The 21,796-nt window shown below is 70.9% G+C and carries 20 protein-coding genes; 3 read left to right on the forward strand and 17 right to left on the reverse strand.

All coding sequences use genetic code 11. The annotated features are described in order from the left end of the window. A partial coding sequence (locus VFZ39_RS18745; protein WP_330867324.1) for a CapA family protein occupies window positions 1-629 on the forward strand: 629 nt, incomplete at its 5' end. A 59-nt stretch (window positions 630-688) separates the two neighbouring features. On the opposite strand, the gene VFZ39_RS18750 is transcribed toward VFZ39_RS18745, so the two are convergent. The 13 genes from VFZ39_RS18750 to VFZ39_RS18810 form a co-directional block, all read right to left on the reverse strand. Beyond that, window positions 689-1,450, reverse strand: coding sequence for a GNAT family N-acetyltransferase (locus tag VFZ39_RS18750; RefSeq protein ID WP_330867325.1), 762 nt, complete (start codon window positions 1,448-1,450; stop codon window positions 689-691). 2 nt (window positions 1,451-1,452) lie between these two features. Continuing rightward, entirely contained in the window at window positions 1,453-2,742 is a 1,290-nt protein-coding gene (locus VFZ39_RS18755; RefSeq protein WP_330867326.1) for a thymidine phosphorylase, read from the reverse strand. Between the two features lie 4 nt (window positions 2,743-2,746). Then, window positions 2,747-3,910, reverse strand: coding sequence for a cytochrome P450 (locus VFZ39_RS18760; protein ID WP_330867327.1), 1,164 nt, complete (start codon window positions 3,908-3,910; stop codon window positions 2,747-2,749). Continuing rightward, window positions 3,882-4,313, reverse strand: coding sequence for a cytidine deaminase (locus tag VFZ39_RS18765; RefSeq protein ID WP_330867328.1), 432 nt, complete (start codon window positions 4,311-4,313; stop codon window positions 3,882-3,884). Before VFZ39_RS18765 ends, VFZ39_RS18760 begins: the two co-directional genes overlap by 29 nt. Beyond that, window positions 4,310-5,557 carry an ABC transporter permease gene (locus VFZ39_RS18770; protein ID WP_330867329.1) on the reverse strand — a complete coding sequence of 416 codons (1,248 nt, stop codon included), beginning with the start codon at window positions 5,555-5,557 and terminating at the stop codon, window positions 4,310-4,312. The genes VFZ39_RS18765 and VFZ39_RS18770 overlap by 4 nt, the downstream gene beginning before the upstream one ends. Then, window positions 5,554-6,654 carry an ABC transporter permease gene (locus tag VFZ39_RS18775; RefSeq protein ID WP_330867330.1) on the reverse strand — a complete coding sequence of 367 codons (1,101 nt, stop codon included), beginning with the start codon at window positions 6,652-6,654 and terminating at the stop codon, window positions 5,554-5,556. The genes VFZ39_RS18770 and VFZ39_RS18775 overlap by 4 nt, the downstream gene beginning before the upstream one ends. Next, window positions 6,651-8,204: an ABC transporter ATP-binding protein gene (locus tag VFZ39_RS18780; protein WP_330867331.1), complete on the reverse strand. Its 1,554-nt coding sequence runs from the start codon at window positions 8,202-8,204 to the stop codon at window positions 6,651-6,653. The genes VFZ39_RS18775 and VFZ39_RS18780 overlap by 4 nt, the downstream gene beginning before the upstream one ends. A gap of 121 nt (window positions 8,205-8,325) precedes the next feature. Beyond that, complete coding sequence (locus VFZ39_RS18785) at window positions 8,326-9,393, reverse strand: BMP family ABC transporter substrate-binding protein (RefSeq protein ID WP_330867332.1); 1,068 nt, start codon at window positions 9,391-9,393, stop codon at window positions 8,326-8,328. A gap of 109 nt (window positions 9,394-9,502) precedes the next feature. Further along, entirely contained in the window at window positions 9,503-10,690 is a 1,188-nt protein-coding gene (locus VFZ39_RS18790) for an amidohydrolase (protein WP_330867333.1), read from the reverse strand. Window positions 10,691-10,805: 115 nt separating this feature from the next. Beyond that, a complete protein-coding gene (locus VFZ39_RS18795; protein ID WP_330867334.1) occupies window positions 10,806-11,873 on the reverse strand; it encodes a ScyD/ScyE family protein in 1,068 nt (355 codons plus the stop codon). Between the two features lie 196 nt (window positions 11,874-12,069). Further along, window positions 12,070-13,035 (reverse strand): methylmalonyl Co-A mutase-associated GTPase MeaB, encoded by a 966-nt coding sequence (meaB, locus tag VFZ39_RS18800; protein WP_330867335.1) that lies wholly within the window; start codon window positions 13,033-13,035, stop codon window positions 12,070-12,072. Window positions 13,036-13,040: 5 nt separating this feature from the next. Next, window positions 13,041-15,227, reverse strand: coding sequence for a methylmalonyl-CoA mutase (gene scpA, locus VFZ39_RS18805; protein ID WP_330867336.1), 2,187 nt, complete (start codon window positions 15,225-15,227; stop codon window positions 13,041-13,043). After that, complete coding sequence (locus VFZ39_RS18810) at window positions 15,224-16,924, reverse strand: methylmalonyl-CoA mutase family protein (RefSeq protein ID WP_330867337.1); 1,701 nt, start codon at window positions 16,922-16,924, stop codon at window positions 15,224-15,226. The genes scpA and VFZ39_RS18810 overlap by 4 nt, the downstream gene beginning before the upstream one ends. Before the next feature lie 111 nt (window positions 16,925-17,035). Here VFZ39_RS18810 and VFZ39_RS18815 point away from each other — a divergent pair, with 111 nt between their 5' ends. Then, window positions 17,036-17,665 carry a LysE family translocator gene (locus VFZ39_RS18815; protein WP_330867338.1) on the forward strand — a complete coding sequence of 210 codons (630 nt, stop codon included), beginning with the start codon at window positions 17,036-17,038 and terminating at the stop codon, window positions 17,663-17,665. Between the two features lie 13 nt (window positions 17,666-17,678). Here the strand turns inward: VFZ39_RS18815 and VFZ39_RS18820 are convergent, their stop codons facing one another. After that, complete coding sequence (locus tag VFZ39_RS18820) at window positions 17,679-19,451, reverse strand: alpha-glucosidase (protein ID WP_330867339.1); 1,773 nt, start codon at window positions 19,449-19,451, stop codon at window positions 17,679-17,681. Between the two features lie 47 nt (window positions 19,452-19,498). Between VFZ39_RS18820 and VFZ39_RS18825 the strand changes: the two genes are divergently transcribed. Next, window positions 19,499-20,077 carry a GNAT family protein gene (locus VFZ39_RS18825; protein WP_330867340.1) on the forward strand — a complete coding sequence of 193 codons (579 nt, stop codon included), beginning with the start codon at window positions 19,499-19,501 and terminating at the stop codon, window positions 20,075-20,077. 89 nt (window positions 20,078-20,166) lie between these two features. On the opposite strand, the gene VFZ39_RS18830 is transcribed toward VFZ39_RS18825, so the two are convergent. The 3 genes from VFZ39_RS18830 to VFZ39_RS18840 form a co-directional block, all read right to left on the reverse strand. Next, window positions 20,167-20,796, reverse strand: a complete 630-nt coding sequence (locus tag VFZ39_RS18830; protein ID WP_330867341.1) for a LysE family translocator — start codon at window positions 20,794-20,796, stop codon at window positions 20,167-20,169. 29 nt (window positions 20,797-20,825) lie between these two features. Continuing rightward, window positions 20,826-21,203, reverse strand: a complete 378-nt coding sequence (locus tag VFZ39_RS18835; RefSeq protein WP_330867342.1) for a VOC family protein — start codon at window positions 21,201-21,203, stop codon at window positions 20,826-20,828. 50 nt (window positions 21,204-21,253) lie between these two features. Continuing rightward, window positions 21,254-21,796, reverse strand: a 543-nt coding sequence (locus VFZ39_RS18840) for a glycoside hydrolase family 16 protein (protein WP_330867343.1), incomplete at its 5' end; no start/stop codon positions are given.

Below are 21,796 nucleotides of genomic sequence, written 5' to 3' on the forward strand. Positions count from 1 at the left end.
GGCGCCCAGTCGTGCTCACCGCCGGTGGCCATCGAGTCCTGGTCTGGTCGGTGGGTTCGGCCTCCAGCGGCGTGCCTCGCAGCTGGGCGGCAGGACCCCGAGGCCCCGGAGTGGCCTTCCTCAACGAGGATTCCCACACCGACACCGATGCGCTGTGCGAGCGGGTGCGCCGGGTGAAACAGCCCGGGGACATCGCGGTGGTGTCCGTCCACTGGGGATCGAACTGGGGATACGACGTGCCGCGCGCGCACGTCCGCTTGGCCCATCGGCTCATCGACAGCGGCGTGGACGTGGTCCACGGGCACTCCTCGCACCACCCGCGTGCGATCGAGATCTATCGCGACCGGCTCGTGCTCTACGGCTGTGGCGACCTGATCAACGACTACGAGGGAATCGGAGGCAATGAGCGGTTCCGTGATGACCTGCGGCTGTTGTACTTCGCCCGGCTCGACCCGACCGGAGGGCTCGACCAGCTGCTCATGGTGCCGCTGCGGTCGCGGCAGATGCGGCTGCGGCTCGCCACGGAACAGGACGCGAGGTGGCTGCACCGGGCCCTGCGAAAGGCCGGCCGTCGCTTCGGATCGCGTGTCGATCTCGCGCCCGACGCCAACCGGCTGCTGCTCCGTTGAGGTGTCGACCGGCGAAGCGGTCGAGGAGCATCCACCGGGCCGTCTCGAAACACCCCGATTCAGAGGTCGCGCGACCAACAGTGCTGCTCGCCGTACCGGGTGAAGCCGAGCCGCTTGAGGATCGGCGCCGAGGTGTCGTCGACGGCTTTGACGAGTGCGAACTCGGCGGTCGTGGCGCGGGCTTCGCGGAGCCGGTGCGCGACCAGGGCGCGGTAGGCACCGCGGCCGCGGAACGCCGGGAGCACCGACCCGTCCCAGAACCGGAGCGCGTCGCCGTCGACCGTGCTGCCGCCGGCCGCGGCCGGCTCGCCGTCGACGTACGCGACGTAGCACCGGCTCAGGCGTTCCTCGTCGGGGAGCGCAGCCAGCCTGGTCTGCTCGGCCAGGTGGGCCTCGGTGTCCGGGGACTGCGCGAAGACCTCGCGCTGGAGCCGCGAGGCGAGCTCGACCCCCGCCCGGTCGCGCACCTCGGCCACGGTGACATCAGCGGGCACGGGCAGCTCCGTGCCGACGGGAAGCGCCAGCACCTCCAGCCGCTCAGTCAGCTCCAGCCCGAGGGCGGCCAGCTGCGGCTCGGTGTCGGCGGGCTCGGTGCGCTCGTCGATCCACCAGCGCAGCCTCGGACGTCCGGCCGCGCGGGCGTGGTCGAGCACCTCCTCGAGCAGGTCGGCGACCGGACGCGTCGCCCGGGACCACTGCACGCTCGAGTAGTCGGTGTAGTGCGTCAGCCGGAACTCGTCGGTCGTGACCTCGGTGGCATCGACCGGCACCCAGATCCACCGGGCTGCAGCGGCCCGGACTGCGTCGGCGTCGAGCGCCACGATCAGGCGCTGACGCGGTCGATCACCAGCGGTGTGGGTGAGTAGTCGTCGCCGCCGCCGATGTCGAATCCACCCTCCAGCGAGGCGAGCGCTCGCTCGAACCGCTTCTCGTCGTCGGTGTGCAGCGTGAACAGCGGCTGCCCCTCGGTGACCTGGTCGCCCGGCCGGGCGTGCCAGACGACGCCGGCGCCCGCCTGCACCGGATCCTCCTTGCGGGCCCGGCCGGCGCCCAGCCGCCACGCGGCCATCCCGACCGCCATCGCGTCGAGCCGGGTGAGCACCCCGCTCGCCGGAGCGGGTACGTCGTGCGTGTGCCGGGCCGTGGGCAGATCGGCCTCGGGGTCGCCGGCCTGGGCCCGGATCATCTGCTTCCAGGTGTCCATCGCACGGCCCGATGCCAGCACCTCGGCCGGGTCGACGTCGGTGACGCCGGCCCCGGCGAGCATCTCCTGGGCCAGCGCGACGGTGAGCTCGACGACGTCGGCCGGTCCGCCGCCGGCGAGTACCTCCACCGACTCCGCGACCTCGAGCCCGTTGCCGGCGGTACGGCCGAGCGGGGTGCTCATGTCGGTGAGCAGGGCGACCGTGTGGACCCCGGCGTCGGTGCCGAGCGCCACCATGGTCTCGGCGAGCTCGCGTGCCTGGTCGACGTCCTTCATGAACGCACCCGTGCCGACCTTCACGTCCAGGACCAGCGCGCCGGTGCCCTCCGCGATCTTCTTCGACATGATCGACGACGCGATCAGCGGGATCGCCTCGACCGTGCCGGTGACGTCGCGCAGCGCGTAGAGCTTCTTGTCGGCCGGCGCCAGCTCGTCGCCGGCCGCACAGATCACAGCGCCCACGTCCTCGAGCTGGGCGAACACCTCCTTGTTGGAGAGGTCGGCCCGCCAGCCCGGGATCGCCTCGAGCTTGTCGAGCGTGCCTCCGGTGTGGCCCAGCCCGCGACCGGACAGCTGTGGGACGGCGACACCGCACGCGGCGACCAGCGGCGCCAGCGGCAACGTGATCTTGTCTCCCACGCCGCCGGTGGAGTGCTTGTCGGCGGTCGGCCGGGACAAGGAGGAGAAGTCCATCCGCTCCCCGGAGGCGATCATCGCGTCGGTCCAGCGGGCGATCTCGCGGCGGTTCATCCCGTTCAGCAGGATCGCCATCGCGAGCGAGGACATCTGCTCGTCGGCGACCTCGCCACGGGTGTACGCGTCGATCACCCAGTCGATCTGGCTGTCGGTCAGCTCGGCGCCGTCGCGCTTGGCGACGATCACCTCGACGGCGTCGTGACGCTCACTCATCGGTTCACCCTCCCTGTGCGGTCACGGGCACCCTACGGAACCCCCGCAGCACGAACGTTCCCCGGCTCTCCGGCTCGCCGGCCAGGGTGAGACCCGGGTACCGGTCGAACAACGCGCCGACCGACTCGACGAGCTCCATCCGCGCGAGCGGCGCACCGAGGCAGAAGTGGACCCCGACCCCGAACGCCAGGTGCGGGTTGGGATCACGGTCGACGTCGAGCTCGTCGGGCCGGTCGAAGACGGCCGGGTCGCGGTTGGCGGCGCCGAGCAGCGCTGCGATCTTCTGACCGGGCTCGACCAGGACGTCGCCCACGGTCACCGGCTCGGTCGCGGTGCGCTCGAAGAGCTGGAGCGCGGAGTCGAACCGCAGCATCTCCTCCACGGTGAGCGCCACGTCCGCCCCCGGCCGGAGGCCGCGCCGGAGCATCCCGACCGCACCGTTGCCGAACACGTTCACCGACGCCTCGTGGCCGGCGTTCAGCAGCAGTACGACGGCCGCCACCTGCTCGTCCTCGCTGAGCTCGGTGACCGCCAGGTCGCTCATCAAGTCGTCGGCGGGCCGTGCCCGCCGCTCGGTGAGCAGCTCTCGGACCAGTCCGGCGAAGTCGGTCGCGGCGGCCACCGCCGCGTCCACGACCGGCTGCGAGGGCGCGGGCTCGTACATCCGCACGATGGCCTGCGACCAGTCCCGCAGCGAGTGGGCGTAGCTCGCCGGTACGCCGAGGAGCTCGGCGATCACCAGCACGGGCAGCGGCTCGGCGTACGCCTCGATCAGGTCGAAGTCCTGCCCGGCGACCTCGTCGAGGAGCTGGTGCGCCAGCTCACGCACCCGGGGCCGCAGCCGCTCGACGTGACCGCGTGCGAACGCCGAGGCAACCGGCCGCCGCAACCGAGTGTGCTCGGGCGGCTCGTTCTCCATCATCTGGTTGCGGTGCAGCAGGTTGAACGGCTCGAGGTAGTCGGTCGGCTCCTTGTCCTTCCAGAGCCGGCCCAGGGTGCGGGTCCGCTGCACGGTCGAGACGGTGGCATGGCTGAACGTGAGGTACATCCCGCTCGCCTCGTGCCACGCGACCTCGTGGCGTGCCCGCTCCTCGGCGAAGAAGGGGTAGGGGTCGGCGACGAACTCGGCCGCGGTCAGGTCAAGCGAGGTCGTCGGGACCGAACGCATCCGGCAGCACCTCGTCCATCCGGCGTACCCCCGAGACCGTCATCAGCAGCAGGTCCGGGCCGCCGTTCTCGTGGAGCAGCTGCCGGCACCGGCCGCACGGCATGATCACCGCCCCATGGCCGTCGACGCAGATCGCGTGGGTCAGGCGTCCGCCGCCGGTGGCGTGCAGCGCGGAGACCAGACCGCACTCCGCGCACAGCGCGACGCCGTACGACGCGTTCTCGACGTTGCAGCCGACGATCACGCGCCCGTCGTCGACCCGGGCGGCAGCGCCCACCGGGTAGTGCGAGTACGGCGCGTACGCCCGGCCCATGATCTCGACCGCGGCTGCCCGCAGGGCCTCCCATGCGGCGTCGTCCCAGGCTGAACCATCGCCGGCCTCCGGCAGCGGCGAGGTGGTCACCCGGCGCTGCCCTTCCGGTATATCTGACCGTCGGCCTTGGGCATTCGTAGTCGTTGCGACGCGAACGCCAGCACGAGCAGCGTCGCGATGTACGGCGTCATGCTGGTGAACTCACGCGGCACCGAGTCGGTCGTCAGGAACCACACGAGGAACAGCACGCCGGCCACGCCGAACACGATGGCCTGGGTGCGCTGGCCCTTCACGTAGCGCCAGATGGCGAGCACGATCAGGCCGATCGCCACCAGCAGCAGCAGCGCGTGCACGGCGCTGGTCGAGCGCAGCCGCAGGCTGTCGGTGTAGCCGAACATCAGCGAGCCCGTGAGGATGCCGCCGGGACGCCAGTTGCCGAAGATCATCGCCGCGAGGCCGATGTACCCACGGCCGTTGGTCTGGTTGGTGACGAACCCGCTCGACGCGACCAACGAGAGGAACCCGCCACCGATGCCGGCGAACGCGCCGGAGGCAACCACCGCGATCCACTTGTAGAGCAGCACGTTGACACCGAGGCTCTCGGCCGCCTGCGGGTTCTCGCCGCACGAGCGGAGCCGCAACCCGAACGCCGTCCTCCACAGGATCAAGGCGGAGATCCCCACCAGCGCGAAGACCAGGACCGTCATCACGTTCAGCTGGGTCGTCAAGGCGGCCACGACCGAGGCGATGTCGGCGACGACGAACCAGTGCGACTCCGCGAGCGAGTTCGCGGCGTCCGACAGGCCCGGGATCGTGATGCTGGGTGGCCGGTCGAGCCCGGTCAGCTGCCGCGGGCCGCCCCCGTCGAGGTCGGCGAAGTAGGCCTCCGCCAGGAACCGCGACGCGCCGAGGCCGATGATGTTGATGGCCACGCCCGACACGATGTGGTCGACGCCGAACGTCACGGTCGCGAGCGCGTGCAGCGCGCCACCGATCGCCCCCAGCAAGGCGGCGCCGAGGATCCCGACCCAGGGTCCGTAGAAGTAGGTGAAGTACGCCGCACCCCAGGTGCCGAGAATCATCTGGCCCTCGAGACCGATGTTGACGACACCGGCGCGCTCGCTCCAGAGACCGCCGAGGGCAGCCATCAGGATGGGGCAGGTGGCGATCAGCGCCGCCCGCAGGCTGCCCGCGGTGTCGATCTCGTGCTCGCCGGTGATGACCCGGACCGCGGAGACCGCGAGGATCACCCCGAGCCCGACCACCAACCAGCTCCAGCGGCTCCCCGAAGCCTGGGCGGCCGGCGGGGCAGGCGACGTCGTCAGCGTGGTCATGCGGACACCGCCTCGTCGGTCGTGGCCCGTGCCTTGTCGAGCTCCCGCTTCACCCGGTTCTGCTCGGCCGCGACCTGGCGCCGCCGGACGACCTCGTAGGCGACGACCACGGCGAGCACGATCACACCCTGGGTGATCTGCACGACGTTCTGCGAGATGTCCGTCTCGAGCGTGAGCCGGTTGGACTGCTCGTTCAGGAACGCGAACAGCACCGCGCCGAACAGGATGCCGAGCGGTCGGTTGCGGCCCAGCAACGCGACGGCGATGCCCATGAAGCCGAGACCGTACTGGAACGTCGAGCCGTAGGTGTGCGCGGCGCCGAAGAACGCAGGCATCCAGATCAGGCCCGCGATCGCCCCGGACAGCATCATCGCGATGACGACCATCCGGCTCACCTTCACGCCCGAGGCGACGGCCGCCGTCTCGGACATGCCGGTCGCGCGCAGATCGAACCCGAAGCTGGTGCGGTTGAGGACGAAGGAGAACGCGACGCCCGCGATCACGGCCAGGATGCAGAGCGTCCAGATCGCCCCGTCCCGGTCGAGGAACGGTGTCCACCCCGCCAGCTGGCTGCTCTCGGGGATCTCCTTGGTCCGAAGCGAGTTGCCGGCCCTGATGCCGTAGGTGTTGAGGAAGTAGCCGACCAGGGTCAGCGCGATCGCGTTCAGCATGATCGTCGAGATCACCTCGCTGACGCCGCGGGTGACCCGCAGGATGCCTGCGATGCCCGCCCACGCCGAGCCGACCAGCATCGCGACCACCAGGCCGAGCAGCACGTTGAGGAATCCGGGCAGGATCGCAGCGCCCACGACGATGGCGGCGGCGTACGACGCGATCTGGTACTGACCCTCGACGCCGATGTTGAAGAGGTTCATCCGGAACCCGATCGCCGCCGCCAGCGCGGACAGGAAGATCATCGAGGTCTGGTTGATGATGTTGACGTACACCCGGTCCGCAGGGGCGGACAGGATGATCGACCAGAACTCGCCGGGGCTGCCGCCCGAAGCCAGGATGACGACGCTGGTGATCAGCATCGCCGCGACCACGGCGACCAGTGGCGCGAGCAGCGCGCCGAGGACTCGACCCAGGAAGGTCATGACTCGCCCTCCTGGTCGTGGCCACCGGTCATCGCGGACCCGAGGTCCTGGGGGGTGACGGTCTTCGGGTCGAACTCGCCCACGAGGCGGCCGCGGAGGATGACCTCGATCCGGTCGGACAGGCCGATCAGCTCGTCGAGGTCAGCCGAGATCAGGAGCACCGCGAGCCCGTTGCGACGGGCCTCCTTGATGTGTTCCCAGATCGCGGCCTGAGCGCCGACGTCGACGCCGCGCGTGGGGTGGGCAGCGATGAGGAGCACCGGGTCACCACTCATCTCGCGGCCGACGATCAGCTTCTGCTGGTTGCCTCCGGACAGCGCCCGGGCGTGGGTGTCGATGCCGGGGGTGCGCACGTCGTACTGCTCGACGATCCGCTCGGTGTCCTCACGCGCGCCACCGCGGTCGAGCAAGAAGCCGTTGGACACCGGGCGCCGTCTGACGAAGCCGAGGATCCGGTTCTCCCACAGCGGCGCGTCGAGCAGCAGGCCGTGCCGGTGCCGGTCCTCCGGGATGTATCCGATCCCGGCCATCCGGCGGTCACGTGTGTCCCAGGCGGTGACGTCCTGCGCGGCGACCGCCACTCTCCCCTCAGTCGGCTTGCGCATCCCCATGATCGTCTCGACGAGCTCGGCCTGGCCGTTTCCCTCGACGCCGGCGATGCCCAGGATCTCGCCCTTGTGGATGGCGAGGTCGATGTCAGAGAGCAGCTGGCGGCCGAAGTCGTCGGTCAGCGTCAGGTCGACGACCTCGAGCAGCACCTGGTCGGTCACCGTCGACTCGGCGGTCTCGGGCGACGGCAGCTCCGAGCCCACCATCATCTCGGCGAGCTGGCGCTTGGTCGTGCCCTCCGGCTGCGCCTCCCCGACCGTCGTGCCACGCCGCATCACCGTGATGTCGTCGGCGATCGCGAGCACCTCGTCCAGCTTGTGGGAGATGAAGAGGATCGTGTGGCCCTGGGCCTTGAGCTCGCGCAGGTTGTCGAAGAGCGCGTCCACCTCTTGCGGAACCAGCACAGCGGTCGGCTCGTCGAGGATGACGATCTTCGCGCCCCGGTAGAGCACCTTGAGGATCTCGACCCGCTGCCGCTCGCCGACGCCGAGGTCCTCGACCAGCTCGTCGGGGTCGAGCCCGAAGCCGTAGACCCGCGAGATCTCCTCGATCTTGGCGCGGGCGGCGTCGCCGATGCCGTGCAGCTTCTCGGCCCCGAGCACGACGTTCTCGAGGACGGTGAGGTTGTCGGCCAGCATGAAGTGCTGGAACACCATCCCGATGCCGTGTTCGATCGCGTCGGTCGGCGAGTGGAACGACACCTCCTCGCCGTTGACGACCAGGGTGCCGTCGTCGGGCTTCTGCACGCCGTACAGAATCTTCATCAGGGTCGACTTGCCGGCACCGTTCTCGCCGATCAGGGCGTGGACGGTGGCCTGGCGGATCGTGATGTCGACGTCGTGGTTCGCGATGACGCCGGGGAACCGCTTGCCGACACCGCGGACCTGGATCGCGTCCTGGCCGGCGTTCGTGGTCGCCTCGGCCGACGAAACGGCGCTCATCGCCCTCCCTCGAAGGAACTGGATGGAACGGGGTGCCTGCGCGGACGTCCCCCCAGATGGGACGGACCCGGGGTCACGCTACCGCGTGGCCCCGGGTCCGTTCACTCACCTCGACGCGCGATCAGGGTGCGTCGGGAACTGTGATCTCCCCAGACTTGATCTGCTCGGCGAACTCGTCGATCTGGCTGATGGTGTCCTCACTGAGGAAGTCACCGGACGTGGAGTAGCCCACGCCGTCCGCCTCCAGGTTGTAGACCTGGTAGCTCACCAGCGGCTCGCCGTCGGCGATCGACTGGATCATGTTGAAGGTCGCCGTGTCGACGCGCTTCAGCATGGACGTGAGGATGTGCGGCTGGGCCTCCTCGGACGCGGTGAGGTACTGGTCGCTGTCCACACCGATCGCCCACATGCCGTCACCCGCGTCGACCGCGGCGTCGAAGACACCGGAGCCCGAGCCACCGGACGCGTGGTACACCACGTCTGCGCCACCGTCGTACATGCCCGCCGCGGCAGCCTTGCCGCCGGCCGGGTCGTTGAAGCCGGCTAGGTCGCTCTCCTCGATGTACTGGACGTCGACCTGGATGGCCGGGTCGACCGCCTCGACCCCGGCGATGTAGCCGGCCTCGAACTTCTGGATGAGCGGGGTGTTGACGCCGCCCACGAAGCCGACGTGGTCGGCCTCGGTGGTCAGCGCGGCGGCGACGCCGACGAGGAACGAGCCCTCGTTCTCGGCGAAGCCGAGGTAGGCGACGTTGTCGTTCGGCTCCTCGTCGGGGTCGAACCCATCGATCACGCCGAAGTTGATGTCCGGGAAGTCGGGCGCGACGATGTTGGCCGCGTCGCTGTAGGCGAAGCCGACACCGATGATCGGGTTGTGGCCGGCCTCAGCCAGCGCGCGCAGCCGGTCCTCGCGGGCCGACTCGGCCTCGCCGTCCTGGGCCTCGGCCTCGGTGCAGGACGCGTCGAGCTCGTCGATCGCCTTCTGCAGTCCGACGGCGGCGGAGTCGTTGAACGACTGGTCGCCGCGACCACCCACGTCGTAGGCCAGCCCGACATTGGGGCCCTCACCCCCGCCGTCACACAGGTCCTGCGACGCCTCGTCGCCGGGACCCTCATCATCCTGGGCACAACCAGCGAGTGCGAGTACCAGCACCGCCGAGGCTGCTCCGATCTTGGTCAGACGACGCAAGATGCCTCCTTGATATATGTCCGCGCCGCGGAACAGGCGCGAGATCAGGGCACACCCTAATCGTCGCGGCGACCCAGGCAAGGCCGCCCACGTCATTTCAGGAGGGTTGTTACCGAGCGGTGACCATGGCGCTCAGGGCGGCCTCGGCGAGCACGCGTGCCGCGATCGGCGTCGCACGCTCGTCGACGGTGAGGTTCCCTTGGTGGAGGTCGTAGGTCGGGCCGCCCGGCGTCCGAGTGCCGAGCCGTCCCATCGCGCCCGGGACCCGGTCGAGATACCAGCCGAAGTCCTCACCGCCGAGACTCTGGGTCGTGGAGACGTGTCCCTCGACGCCCAGCACGCGGCGTACGGCGGCGCCGAGCAGCTCCGTGGACACGTGCTCGTTGACGACCGGGGGTACGCCGCGCTTGTAGTCGATCTCGGCCGTGACGCCGTAGGGCGCCACGATCTCGTCGATCAGCACGCGGACGAGTGACTCCGCCTCGCCCCACGCGACGGCGTCGAGCATCCGGACCGTGCCGGCGGCGTAGCCGCCGCCGGGGATGACGTTGTGGGCAGCGCCAGCCCGGACCATGCCCCACACGACACTGACGCCGGCACGTGGGTCGAGCCGGCGGGAGAGGATCGCCGGGAGCTCGACGATCAGCTTGCCGAGAGCGAACGTCAGGTCCTCGGTCAGGTGCGGACGTGAGGTGTGGCCCCCGCGGCCTGACAGCCGGACCGACAGCGCGTCGGCGGCACCGGTCAGGGCTCCGTCGCGGACGCCGACGTGGCCCACGTCGACGGTGGGGTCGCAGTGCAGCATGAAGATCCGCTGCACCCCGTCGAGGGCGCCCCGGTCCATCAGGTGGAGTGCCCCACCCGGCATGACTTCCTCCGCCGGCTGGAAGAGCAACCGGACGCGCCCGATCAGCTGGCCGCGTTGGTGAGCCTCGGCCAGCGCGAGGCCGGCGCCCACGAGACCGGCGGTGTGGACGTCGTGGCCGCACGCGTGCGCCACACCGGGCGTGGTACTCGCCCACGGCTGGCCGGTGGTGTCGTCCACCGGCAGCGCGTCGAGGTCAGCCCGCAGCCCGACCAGCGGACCCTCCTCACCGACCTCGGCGATGAGTCCGGTGCCGTCGTAGCGGGTCACCCGCAGCCCGGCGGCCGCGAGCCGCTCGGCCACGGCGTCGGAGGTCCGGCGCTCCGCCCAGGACAGCTCCGGGTGCGCGTGGAGGTCACGGCGGAACTCGATCAGGTCGTCGGAGTGCTTCTCGACGACGGCGTCGATCGTGGCGGAGGCATCGGTGAGCATGTCCGTACGAGGTTACGGCACCGCCGCCGCGCGTGAGCAATCCGCTCACACGGTGACGGCGCCGCCGCCCGACTCGCGTCGAGCGGCGGCGCCGCTGTGTCAGATCAGGACCGGCTCACTTGGGGAACCGGACCACCTGGCCCGTGGCGAGCACCTTGCGGGTCGCCCAGACCCGACCGTCGGCGAACTCGACATCGCCCGGCATGGTGGACTTCCGCCAGCGCACCGCGTGGTTCGTACCGTCCGCGATCTTGCGGATCCGGTTGCCGAACAGCTCCGCGACGTAGATGTCACCGTTGGGGGCGACCGCCAGGCCGGTGGCGCTGAGCAGCCCGTCGGCGACCACCTCGGAAGACCCGTTGGACGGGTCGACCCGTAGCACGGAGGCCCGAGCGCCGAAGCTCGGGTCCTCGGGACCGCCCGGCAGCGTGGTCACGTAGAGCATGCCGTCACGGCCGCGCTCGACGTCGGTCGGCACGGCCTCGAACCCGTAGGTCTCACCGACGGCGCACTCCGGGATCTGGGCCGCCTCGGCCAGCTCGGCGGTGATCACCAGCTCCTGCGGCGGGAGCACCGCCGCGGTCCGGACCCTGCCGCCCTTGCCGACCGCGAGGATGGCGTTCGCCGCGGCGTCGGCGACGTACCGCGTGCCGTCGACGGTGACCGTCGCATACGGGTGCGACTCGACGATGCCCGTGTAGCTCGGCGGCCCCGCCTCCTCGACCGGCCACTGCTGGGCGCATGCCTCGTCGAGGCCCGGGATGCCGTACTCCATCGCGGAGTCGGGGTTGTTCCGCCTCTCGTAGCGCGACAGGTTCGCGACCTTCACGATCCTGCCGTTCGGACGGCGCACCATGAGGGACGTGCGCCCCGACTGGCCCGTGGTCGCGTAGGTGACCGTGCGCTTGCTGACCGAGACCGCGCCGAGCTCCTTGCCCTTGCGCGTGTGGGCGACGACCTTCGGCTCGCCACCGGGCCGCGCCCACATCAGCAGGCCGGCGAAGTTCTGCGAGTACCAGACGGCGCCGCGAGGCGTCACGTCGAGACTCAGCGGCGAGACCTGCCCGCGCGCGATGACGGTCGGCGGGTTCGCACCCGCGGTTTCCGCAACGGCGGCGGACGAGACGGCCAGCGGTGCGCCGACGAGCGCGAGGCTCGCCAGCGCGATGACGGATCGATGCATCGTGTTACTCCCCTATTCCCAATGACTTCGATGTGTGACATGCGGCCGCGACACTAGGTGCTGTCGTGCGCGCGTGACTCGAGAACGCGTGACTTGTTGACATCTCGAGTGCCGCACGCGGCCGCACCACCACCGTCCTCGCGACGTGATGGGCCATCGTGCTCAGCGGGACCGGGCCGTGATGGCCCCAGGGAGCTCAGCCGGCGTCGTACGCCTCGACGACGAGGTCGGCTGCCATCGGCGCCGTGAGCTCGCCGGCCAGCACCCGACGCCGGACGTCGTCGCGCACGGCGCGCACTCCTGGCGACCGTCGCAGCCGGTCGGCGAGCTCGTCGCGGACCAGCGTCCAGGTGAGCTCGAGCTGCTGCTCGGCACGCTTCCCCGCCAGTCCTTCCTCGCCGAGGTGGTCGCGGTGCACGAGCACCCGTTCCCAGACCTCGTCCACGCCCGCGCCGGTCAGCGCAGAGCAGGTGACCACGGGAGGCACCCATGCGTCGTGCCCGCGCACCAGCCGCAGCGCGCCGGAGAGCTCCCGAGCGGCCACTCGGGCCTCTCCCTCGTGCTCCTGGTCAGCCTTGTTGACGGCGACCACGTCGGCCAGCTCGAGGATCCCCTTCTTGATGCCCTGCAGCTGGTCGCCGGTGCGGGCGAGCGTCAGGAAGAGGAAGGTGTCGACCATTCCGGCGACGGTGACCTCCGACTGACCGACGCCCACGGTCTCCACCAGCACCACGTCGTACGACGCCGCCTCGAGCACCGTCATCGCCTGGCTGGTCGCGCGGGCGACGCCGCCGAGCGTGCCGGCCGTGGGCGAGGGGCGGATGTAGGCGTTGGGGTCGTGCGCGAGGGTGGCCATCCGCGTCTTGTCCCCCAGCACGGAGCCACCCGTCCGCACGCTGGAGGGATCCACCGTCAGCACGCCGACTCGGTGCCCGGCGGCGGTGAGCCGGGTCCCGAGCCGCTCGATGAACGTCGACTTGCCCACGCCGGGGACCCCCGAGACGCCCACTCGGATGCTGTCGACCGGCTCGAGCAGGCCGAGCAGCTCGCGCGCGGACGCGCGGTGCTCGGGCCTGGTCGATTCCATCAGCGTGATGGCGCGGGACACGGCCGCACGCTGTCGGTCGCGGACGCCGGTGGCGAGCCGCTCGAGGTCGGTCATCAGGGCTAGGCCTCGTGCCCGAGCTGCTCGGAGAGGGTGTGGAGCAGGCCGAGCGCGGACTCGGCGATCACGGTGCCGGGCAGGAACACGGCAGCAGCGCCCATCTCGAGCAACGTCGGCACGTCGTCGGGTGGGATCACCCCACCCACGACCACCATGATGTCCTCGCGACCGTGGTCGGCCAGCGCCCGGCGCAGCTGGGGCACCAGCGTGAGGTGGCCGGCCGCGAGCGAGGAGACGCCGACGATGTGCACGTCGGCGTCGACCGCCTGCTGGGCGACCTCGTCGGGCGTCGAGAACAGCGGACCGACGTCGACGTCGAAGCCGAGGTCGGCGAACGCGCTGACCACCACCTTCTGGCCCCGGTCGTGCCCGTCCTGCCCCATCTTCGCGACCAGGATCCTGGGGCGGCGACCCTCGCGCTCGGCGAACTCCTCGGCCGCGGCCACCACTCGGCCGACGAGCGGGTCGCCGTCGCCGTCGCCGGACCTGCCGGCCTCGTCCCGGTACACACCGGAGATCGTACGAATCACTGCCTGGTGGCGACCGAACACCTTCTCGAGCGCGTCGGAGATCTCGCCGACCGTGGCCTTCGCACGGGCTGCGTCGACCGCGAGCTCGAGCAGGTTCCCCTGGCCGCCCTCCGCGCTGCGGGTGAGGGCCTCGAGCGTTCGTCGTACGTCCTCGTCGTCGCGCTCGGCCCGCAGCCTCTCGAGCTTGGCGACCTGCTGGCGGTAGACGTCGTCGTTGTCGACCTTGAGGACCTCGATGCCCAGAGAATCGGCACCAGTCTCGTCGGCCAGCCGGAACGTGTTGACGCCGATCACCTGCTGCGCCCCGGAGTCGATCCGCGCCTGGGTCCGTGCGGCTGCCTCCTCGATCCGGAGCTTCGGGATGCCCTGCTCGATCGCGGCCGCCATGCCGCCTGCCTGCTCCGCCTCCTGGATGTGGGCCCAGGCGCGCTCCGCCAGGTCGTGGGTCAGCCGCTCGACGTAGTAGGAGCCGCCCCACGGGTCGATCGTCCAGGTGGTGCCGCTCTCCTGCTGCAGCAGCAGCTGGGTGTTCCGCGCGATCCGCGCCGAGAAGTCGGTCGGCAGTGCGATCGCCTCGTCCAGCGCGTTGGTGTGCAGCGACTGGGTGTGGCCCTGGGTGGCCGCCATCGCCTCGATGCAGGTCCGTCCGACGTTGTTGAAGACGTCCTGGGCGGTGAGCGACCAGCCGGAGGTCTGGCAGTGGGTGCGCAGGCTGAGCGACTTGGGGTTCTGCGGATCGAACTGACGCACCAGCCGGGCCCACAGCGCTCGGGCGGCCCGCAGCTTCGCGACCTCCATGAAGAAGTTCATGCCGATCGCCCAGAAGAAGGACAACCGCGGTGCGAACCGGTCGATGTCGAGACCGGCGTCGAGACCGGCCCGGATGTACTCCACGCCGTCGGCCAAGGTGTAGGCGAGCTCGAGGTCGGCGGTCGCCCCGGCCTCCTGCATGTGGTAGCCGGAGATGGAGATCGAGTTGAACCGCGGCATCCGCTCCGCGGTGAACGAGAAGATGTCGGAGATGATCCGCATGCTCGGGGCCGGCGGGTAGATATAGGTGTTGCGGACCATGAACTCCTTGAGGATGTCGTTCTGGATGGTCCCTGTGAGCTGCTCCGGCTTCACCCCCTGCTCCTCCGCGGCGGCGATGTAGAGCGCCATGATCGGCAGCACCGCGCCGTTCATGGTCATCGAGACCGACATCTCGTCGAGCGGGATCCCGTCGAAGAGGGTGCGAGCGTCGTAGATCGAGTCGATTGCGACCCCGGCCATGCCGACGTCGCCGCGGACCCGCGGGTGGTCGGAGTCGTAACCGCGGTGGGTCGCGAGGTCGAACGCAACGCTCAACCCCTTCTGGCCGGCAGCCAGGTTGCGCCGGTAGAACGCGTTCGACTCCTCGGCCGTCGAGAACCCGGCGTACTGACGGATCGTCCACGGCTGGGTCGTGTACATCGTGGGGTAGGGCCCGCGCAGGAACGGGCTGAGCCCCGGCCAGGTGTCGAGCGCGTCGAGCCTCTCGACGTGCTCGGGCCCGTACATCGGGTGGATGTCGATGCCCTCGGGGCTGCGCCAGGCAGCGGTGGTCGAGGTGCGAGCGGAGCGAGCCTCGGAACCCCCGCTGCTCAGCGGCAGCCCCGCGAACGACTCCGGCAGGCTCACGACAGCACCTCCCGAGTCCGTCGGAGGAACGCGAGGGCGTCCGTCCCGGCGTGGCACCGGTCGTCGGCACCGACGTCGACGGTGCCGGCCACCACGACGTGGCGCGCACCGGCGTCGCGGAGGGCGGCCACCAGTGCCGCGCCCCACTCGGCGTACGCTGCGTCGGTCCCGCACAGGCAGACGACCGGCTGGCCGGCGTACGCCGCCACGACCGCGTCGACGCTGTCGGTCGGCCCGGCGGGGTCGACGGCGATCCCCCCGGCGGCGAAGAGGTTCGAGGCGAACATCGCCCGGGCGGTGTGAGCGGCCACCGTCCCCATCGTCGCGAGGAAGACCGAGCCGGTCGCCGGCTGGTCACGGAGCGCCTCGAACGCAGCGCCGTAGCGACGCACGTCGTCCCCGGCGCCGGCGCGGGACGGGAGCGTCTCCGTGAGGTTCGGGAACTCGGTCAGGCCGGTGATCGGTCGGGTGCGGTGGGCGACCTGGTCGTCGCGGGCGGCGACGACCTCGGCGACCCGTACCTCGAAGGCGTCCATCCCCTCGCTCTCGATCCGGCCCAGCTCCTCCCACGCGGCCACCGCCAGGTCGTCGGTGAGCTTCTCCACGGCATAGGCGCCGCCGGCCGGGTCGGCGACCCGGCCGAGGTGGGACTCCGAGATGAGCAGGTGTGAGGTGTTGCGGGCGATCCGTCGGCCGAACGCGTCGGGCTCGCCGAGCGGGCTGTCGAACGGTACGACGGTGATCGCGTCGGCGCCGCCGATGCCGGCGGAGAACGCGGCGACGGTGGTGCGCAGCATGTTGACCCACGGGTCGTACGCGCTGAGCATCGGACGGCTGGTGACGGCATGGATCCGGACCGGGGCGGGGTCCTCGACGCCGCTCAGCTCGAGCATGCGAGCCCACAACCGGCGCGCGGCGCGAAGCTTGGCTATCGTGACGAACTGCTCGTCGGTGGCGGCGAGCCGCAGCTCGAGGAGACCCGCGGCCTCGTCCACCGTGGAGCCTGCGCGGGTCAGGGTGCGCAACGCGGCGGCGGCCACGGCCATCGCGTAGCCGAGCTCCTGCACGTCCGAGGCGCCCCGGTCATGGACGGCCGCGCCGTCGACGACGGCGGCGAGCACCCCGGCGTCACGGGCGAGGCCGGCGACCTCGACCAGGTGGTCACCCGCAGCGTCGGCGCCGAGGTTGGTGCCGGCCGCCGCCGGCGTGGATCCCAGCACCTCGAGCAACGCTCGTGCCTGGTCGGCGGTCGCGTTGTCGAGCACGACCGGCGCGAGGTCGAGCAGCACGCCGTCGAGCAGCGTCCGGAGGTCGGCGGTGGGGTCCACCCAGAGGGCAGTGGCACCGGTGTCGAGATCGGCCCTTGCCTGCTCGTTGTCGACCGGCCGCGTCACGACGTCCCAGCCACCCACGCGCGTCGGTCGGCCGGAGGTCACCAGGTCCGTCACCAGGTCGGGCGTCCCCAGTGGGGGCACCCGGAGCCCGTCGAGCGTGGTCCGGGTGAGCCGCGCCCACACCTCCGAGTCCGCGTCGTCGGGGCCGAGCCGGCGGTTCTTGCGCAGCACCGCCGCGGCTGCCGCCTCCCAGTCCGCCCGGGTGTGGACGTCAGAGGGGTCGGCGAGCGCGAGGGCCCCCTGGGCGGGCTCGAGCTCCGCCGGCTCGTCCAACCCGCCCTCGAGGGGCTGCTCTGTCGTCATACTCCGAACGATAGGAGGGCGCCCGCTGGACGGGCCACCGAGTGTGACCTATCCCCGCCCGCCCGTCGAAACCGCTCGCCGCTGCGGGTGGTGCCGGGCGATACTCCTCTCATGCCGAGCACCACGCAGTGGGTCACGTTCCTGGTGGCCTCTCTGCTGTTCATCCAGGTCCCCGGCCCGAGCCTGCTGTTCACGCTCGGGCGGGCGCTGACCGTGAGCCTCCACGACGCGCTGCTGTCCGTCGTCGGGAACGCGCTCGGCCTGCTGGCCCAGGTGGTGCTGGTCGCGGTCGGGCTCGGTGCCGTGGTGGCAGCCAGCGCGACGGCGTACACCGTGATCAAGGTGGCCGGGGCGGCCTATGTGGTGTGGCTCGGCGTGCAGGCGATCCGCCACCGCGCCGACGCTCGGACGGCGCTGCTCGCGGGCGAGCGGCCGCCGGAGCGGCCCGGCCAGTCGCTGCGCACCGGGTTCATCGTGGGTGTCAGCAACCCCAAGACCATCGTGTTCTTCGTTGCCTTCCTGCCGCAGTTCACCGACCGCGGCGCCGCCACCCTGCCCCAGGTCCTCGCACTCGGGGCCGCCTTCGCCGCCATCGCGGTGGTGTCCGACAGTGTCTGGGCTACCGTCGCCGGCTCCGCTCGACGCTGGTTCGCTCGCGAGCCGCGGCGGCTGGACGCGATGGGCACCGCCGGAGGCGTGATGATGATCGGGCTCGGCGCCACCGTGGCGTCGACCGAGTGAGCAGACCCCACCCTCACCCGCGGCGGTAGACGCGGGCCTCCCAGGGTCCGAGCACGATGCGGTCGCGCTCCGCCGGCTCGGGTGCGTTGCTGAGCACGAGCTCCGACGCCGCCCAGGTCGGCGCATCCGGGACCGCTGCCTCCAGTCCCTCCTTCGACGACAGGTTAGCCACGACCAGCAGCTCGCGGCCGTCGAGCCGACGCAGGTAGCCGTGCACGTCCTCGCCGTCCCGTAGAAGTCGGGTGAAGGTCCCGTGCACCACGACCGGCTCCTGGTGCCGGAGCTTGATCAGCTTCCGGTAGTGACTGAAGACCGAGTCCGGGTCGTTGACCTGAGCGGCGGCATTGACCGTGACGTGGTCAGGGTTGACCTCGAGCCACGGGCTGCCGGTGGTGAAGCCCGCGTGCTCGCTCGCGTCCCACTGCATCGGCGTACGCGCGTTGTCACGGCCCTTGTAACGGATCGCCTCCATCGCGGCGTCGGGGTCCTGGCCGCGGGCTAGCGCGGCGCGGTAGGCGTTGTGCGACTCGATGTCACGGGTGTCGTTGATGTCGCGGAAGGGCGCGTTGGCCATGCCGAGCTCGTCGCCCTGGTAGATGTACGGCGTCCCGCGGAGCAGGTGCAGCACGGTCGCGAGCGCCTTCGCGGAGCGGTCGCGGTGCTCTGGTGAGTCGTCGCCGAACCGGCTGACGCACCGCGGCTGGTCATGGTTGCCCAGGTAGAGGCTGTTCCAGCCGATCTCGCCCATCCCCTCCTGCCACTGCGCCAACGAGTCGATCAGGTCGCGGGAGGTGGCCGGCGCCAGGTCCCACTTGCCGCCGGGGCCAGAGTCCAGGTCGACGTGCTCGAACTGGAAGACCATCTGGAGCTCCGCGCGCGCCGGGTCTGTGTAGAGCAGACCCTGCTCGACCGTGGTCGCCGGGGTCTCCCCGACCGTGAGGAGACCGGGGGGTCGGTGTGCGAACACCTCGCGGTGCATCTCCTGGAGGAACTCGTGCACCCGCGGCCCGTGGAGGACGTGCGGACCCGGGTCGCCGAACCGGACCGTGTCGATCGGACCGGGCTGCCGGTCGGGACCGCCCCTGATGCCGTCGCGCAGGTCGGGCGGTTCGTCGTGGACCACCTTGGAGATCAGGTTGATGACGTCCATCCGGAAGCCGTCGACGCCGCGGTCGAGCCACCAGTTCATCATCGAGTAGACGGCCTGACGCACCTCCGGGTTCTCCCAGTTCAGCTCCGGCTGGCTGGAGGCGAACAGGTGGAGGTAGTACTCCCCCGTGTCGGGATCGAAGGTCCACGCGGACTCGGAGAACGCCGAGCCCCAGTTCGTGGGCTCTGCCCCGGGCTCCCCCGGGGAGTGACCCGGTCGCGGCGGGCGCCACCAGTACCAGTCGCGCTTGGGGTTGTCCTTGCTCGAGCGGGACTCCTGGAACCACGGGTGCGCGCTGCTGGTGTGGTTCACGACGAGGTCCATCACCAGCTTCATGCCGCGCTCGTGGAGGTCCGCGATCAGGTCGTCGAGGTCGGCCAGCGTCCCGAAGAGCGGGTCGACGTCGTAGTAGTCGCTGATGTCATAGCCGTTGTCATCCATGGGCGACTTGTAGACCGGGCTCAGCCAGAGGACGTCCACGCCGAGCCGCTGGAGGTAGTCGAGCCGCTGGCGGATGCCGGGGATGTCGCCGATGCCGTCGCCGTCGGAGTCCATGAAGCTGCGCGGGTAGACCTGGTAGACGACGGCGGACTTCCACCAGTCGCGCGGGACGGGCTCGGATGGATCAGCGGTCATACGCCCTCAGCGTAGGGGCGTGTGGCAGGCCGGGCTACCGTGCCCTGGTGGCCGAGACGGGGATCGACGACGGGTCAGGGGTGCTGCTGCGCCCGGCGCGCGAGAGCGACGCCGAGCGGTGGCTGGAGCTGCTGCACGACCCGGACCACGTCACCTATGCCTCGCCCGCGTTCGTGGTCCTGCCGACCGGCGTCGAGGGTATCGCCGAGCACATCGAGAAGTCCCGCTCCACGTGGGAGGAACACGCACCGGGAACGTTGGTCGTCACGCCCTCGGACGACGACGGTCGGTTCCTCGGCAACATCTCCTGGCGGTGGACCACCGGGGAGAAGCTGGGTGTGGCCGAGATCGGCTACGGCATCCATCCCGACGCCCGCGGCCGGGGCGTCGGCCGACGCGCCATCGTGTCCCTCACGCGCTGGCTGCTCTCCCCCGACGGACGCGGCCTGGCCCGCGTGCAGCTCGACCACAGCGTGGAGAACGAGGCCTCGTGCCGGGTCGCGCTGGCGGCCGGGTTCGAGCGCGAGGGCATCCGCCGGGCCTTCCTCCCGCTGCGCGATCCCGCCGCCCCCGGCGGCGTACGACGGCACGACGTGTGCCTGCACGGATGCACCCACGTCGACTGAGCTCGTCTCCGGGCGGGTAACGGGACCGGGAGTGCGCTCCCGGTACGTTGCAACACCCCGGGAGCGCACCTCCGGTGGCGTTACCCGGCTCAGCGAGAGCTGACGGCGACCCGCAGTCCGAGCCCCACGAGGACCGTTCCGGTGACGGCCTCGACCCGGCGACGGATCTCGCTGCGCCGGAAGAACGCGCCGGCCCGACCCACACCGTAGGCAAGCGACAGGTAGAGCGCGGTTTCGAGCAGCACCTGCAGCAGCGCGAGCCCGGCCGTGGTCACGAACAGCGGCCGGTCGGCGGGCACGAACTGCGGGTAGAAGGCGAGCATGAAGACCGCTGCCTTCGGGTTGGCGAGCTGCACGACCAGGCCCTCGCCGAACCGACGCCGCCAGCTCGCGGCGGGTGCGTCCGCCTCGACGAGCTCCGCTCGACCCTTCAGCGCCGCCCGCCAGGCCTTGACCCCGAGCCAGATCAGGACTACGGCACCGACCACCTTGAGCACGACGTACGCCGCCGTCGACGCCGCCACTAGCGCCGCGAAGCCCGCGGCTGCCGCCAGCGCCCAGAGGTACAGGCCCGCCTCGAGGCCGAGCACGGTCGGCACCGCGCCGCGCCACCCGTCGACCGCTGCCCGTCGCAGGATCAGCGCGATCGCTGGCCCTGGCGACGCCGAGATCAGCACGACCGCGACCACGAAGGCCGGCAGCAGCACGATCAGGTCCACGGCCCATCATGGCAGTGCGGCATGGGAGGTCAGGCGTTCGCGGCCCAGTCCGGCAGCTGCTGCAGCGCCCACTTGTTGCCGTCGGGGTCACTGAAGTAGACGAACCGGCCCCAAGGCTGCTCGTCGACGTCACTCGCCTCGACGCCTCGCGCGACCAGGTCGGCGCGGGCCGCGTCGGCGTCGGCCACCACCATCTGCATGTTGTCCAGCGACCCGGGCTCCATCTCCGTCAGTCCACTGCCGATCGCGATCGAGCAGCCCGACCCCGGCGGCGTGAGCTGCACGAACCGAACCTCCTCGCTCACCGTGTGGTCATGGTCGAGGACGAACCCCGCACCCACGTAGAACTCCTTGGCCCGGTCGACGTCGGACACGGGCACCGCCACCAGCTCCAGCTTCATCTCCATGCGACCCACCGTAGGGGCGGTCTCCGGTCACCTGCTGACCGGATGTCGACTCAGCCCGCGATGTGGTCGACGACCAGCTCGGGGACCAGGCGGTCGTCGCCGCCGACCGACCACTCGGGGAAGTCGTAGACGACGACCATCGCCTGCATCGGGTACGTCGGCGGCCGTGGGCAGCGGCGGACCGGATCGCCGTCGACGGAGAACACCGCCTCGCCCGCATCCCAGTCGACGGCGTAGGTGTGGAAGGCGGCGGGGTCGATCGGCAACCGGGGTGCCTCGAAGTCCTGCGTGAGCGCCGGGTCGCGGAAAGCCTTGATCCCCATCCCCACCTCGCACGAGCCGTCACGCACGGAGCTGCCGAAGATCTCGACCACGCAGAGCTCGCCACACTGCAGCTGCTCCTCGTCGTCCTCGAAGCCGGCCAGCCACAGCGCGCCCATCGACCGGGGCGACAGGGTCATGCGGCAGCGGATCTCGGCATGGCCGGACGACGGCAGCCAGCCCTCGAACCGCGGTTGCTCCTCTCGGACCGTCTGGCCCTCACGGAACCGCTGCTGCCCGCGCGTGCTCCCGACCGGACCGGAGAAGCTGCC

The sequence above is a fragment of the Nocardioides sp. genome (genome assembly GCF_036374615.1).
Classification (GTDB): Bacteria; Actinomycetota; Actinomycetes; order Propionibacteriales; family Nocardioidaceae; genus Nocardioides.

Coding starts and splice junctions, on each gene's coding strand:
- VFZ39_RS18755 (WP_330867326.1), bottom strand. CDS start 2,742: ATGAGTGAGCGTCACGACGCCGTCGAGGTGATCGTCGCCAAGCGCGAC.
- VFZ39_RS18760 (WP_330867327.1), bottom strand. CDS start 3,910: ATGCGTTCGGTCCCGACGACCTCGCTTGACCTGACCGCGGCCGAGTTC.
- VFZ39_RS18770 (WP_330867329.1), bottom strand. CDS start 5,557: ATGACCACGCTGACGACGTCGCCTGCCCCGCCGGCCGCCCAGGCTTCG.
- VFZ39_RS18775 (WP_330867330.1), bottom strand. CDS start 6,654: ATGACCTTCCTGGGTCGAGTCCTCGGCGCGCTGCTCGCGCCACTGGTC.
- VFZ39_RS18780 (WP_330867331.1), bottom strand. CDS start 8,204: ATGAGCGCCGTTTCGTCGGCCGAGGCGACCACGAACGCCGGCCAGGAC.
- VFZ39_RS18790 (WP_330867333.1), bottom strand. CDS start 10,690: ATGCTCACCGATGCCTCCGCCACGATCGACGCCGTCGTCGAGAAGCAC.
- VFZ39_RS18795 (WP_330867334.1), bottom strand. CDS start 11,873: ATGCATCGATCCGTCATCGCGCTGGCGAGCCTCGCGCTCGTCGGCGCA.
- meaB (WP_330867335.1), bottom strand. CDS start 13,035: ATGACCGACCTCGAGCGGCTCGCCACCGGCGTCCGCGACCGACAGCGT.
- VFZ39_RS18810 (WP_330867337.1), bottom strand. CDS start 16,924: ATGACGACAGAGCAGCCCCTCGAGGGCGGGTTGGACGAGCCGGCGGAG.
- VFZ39_RS18815 (WP_330867338.1), top strand. CDS start 17,036: ATGCCGAGCACCACGCAGTGGGTCACGTTCCTGGTGGCCTCTCTGCTG.
- VFZ39_RS18820 (WP_330867339.1), bottom strand. CDS start 19,451: ATGACCGCTGATCCATCCGAGCCCGTCCCGCGCGACTGGTGGAAGTCC.
- VFZ39_RS18835 (WP_330867342.1), bottom strand. CDS start 21,203: ATGGAGATGAAGCTGGAGCTGGTGGCGGTGCCCGTGTCCGACGTCGAC.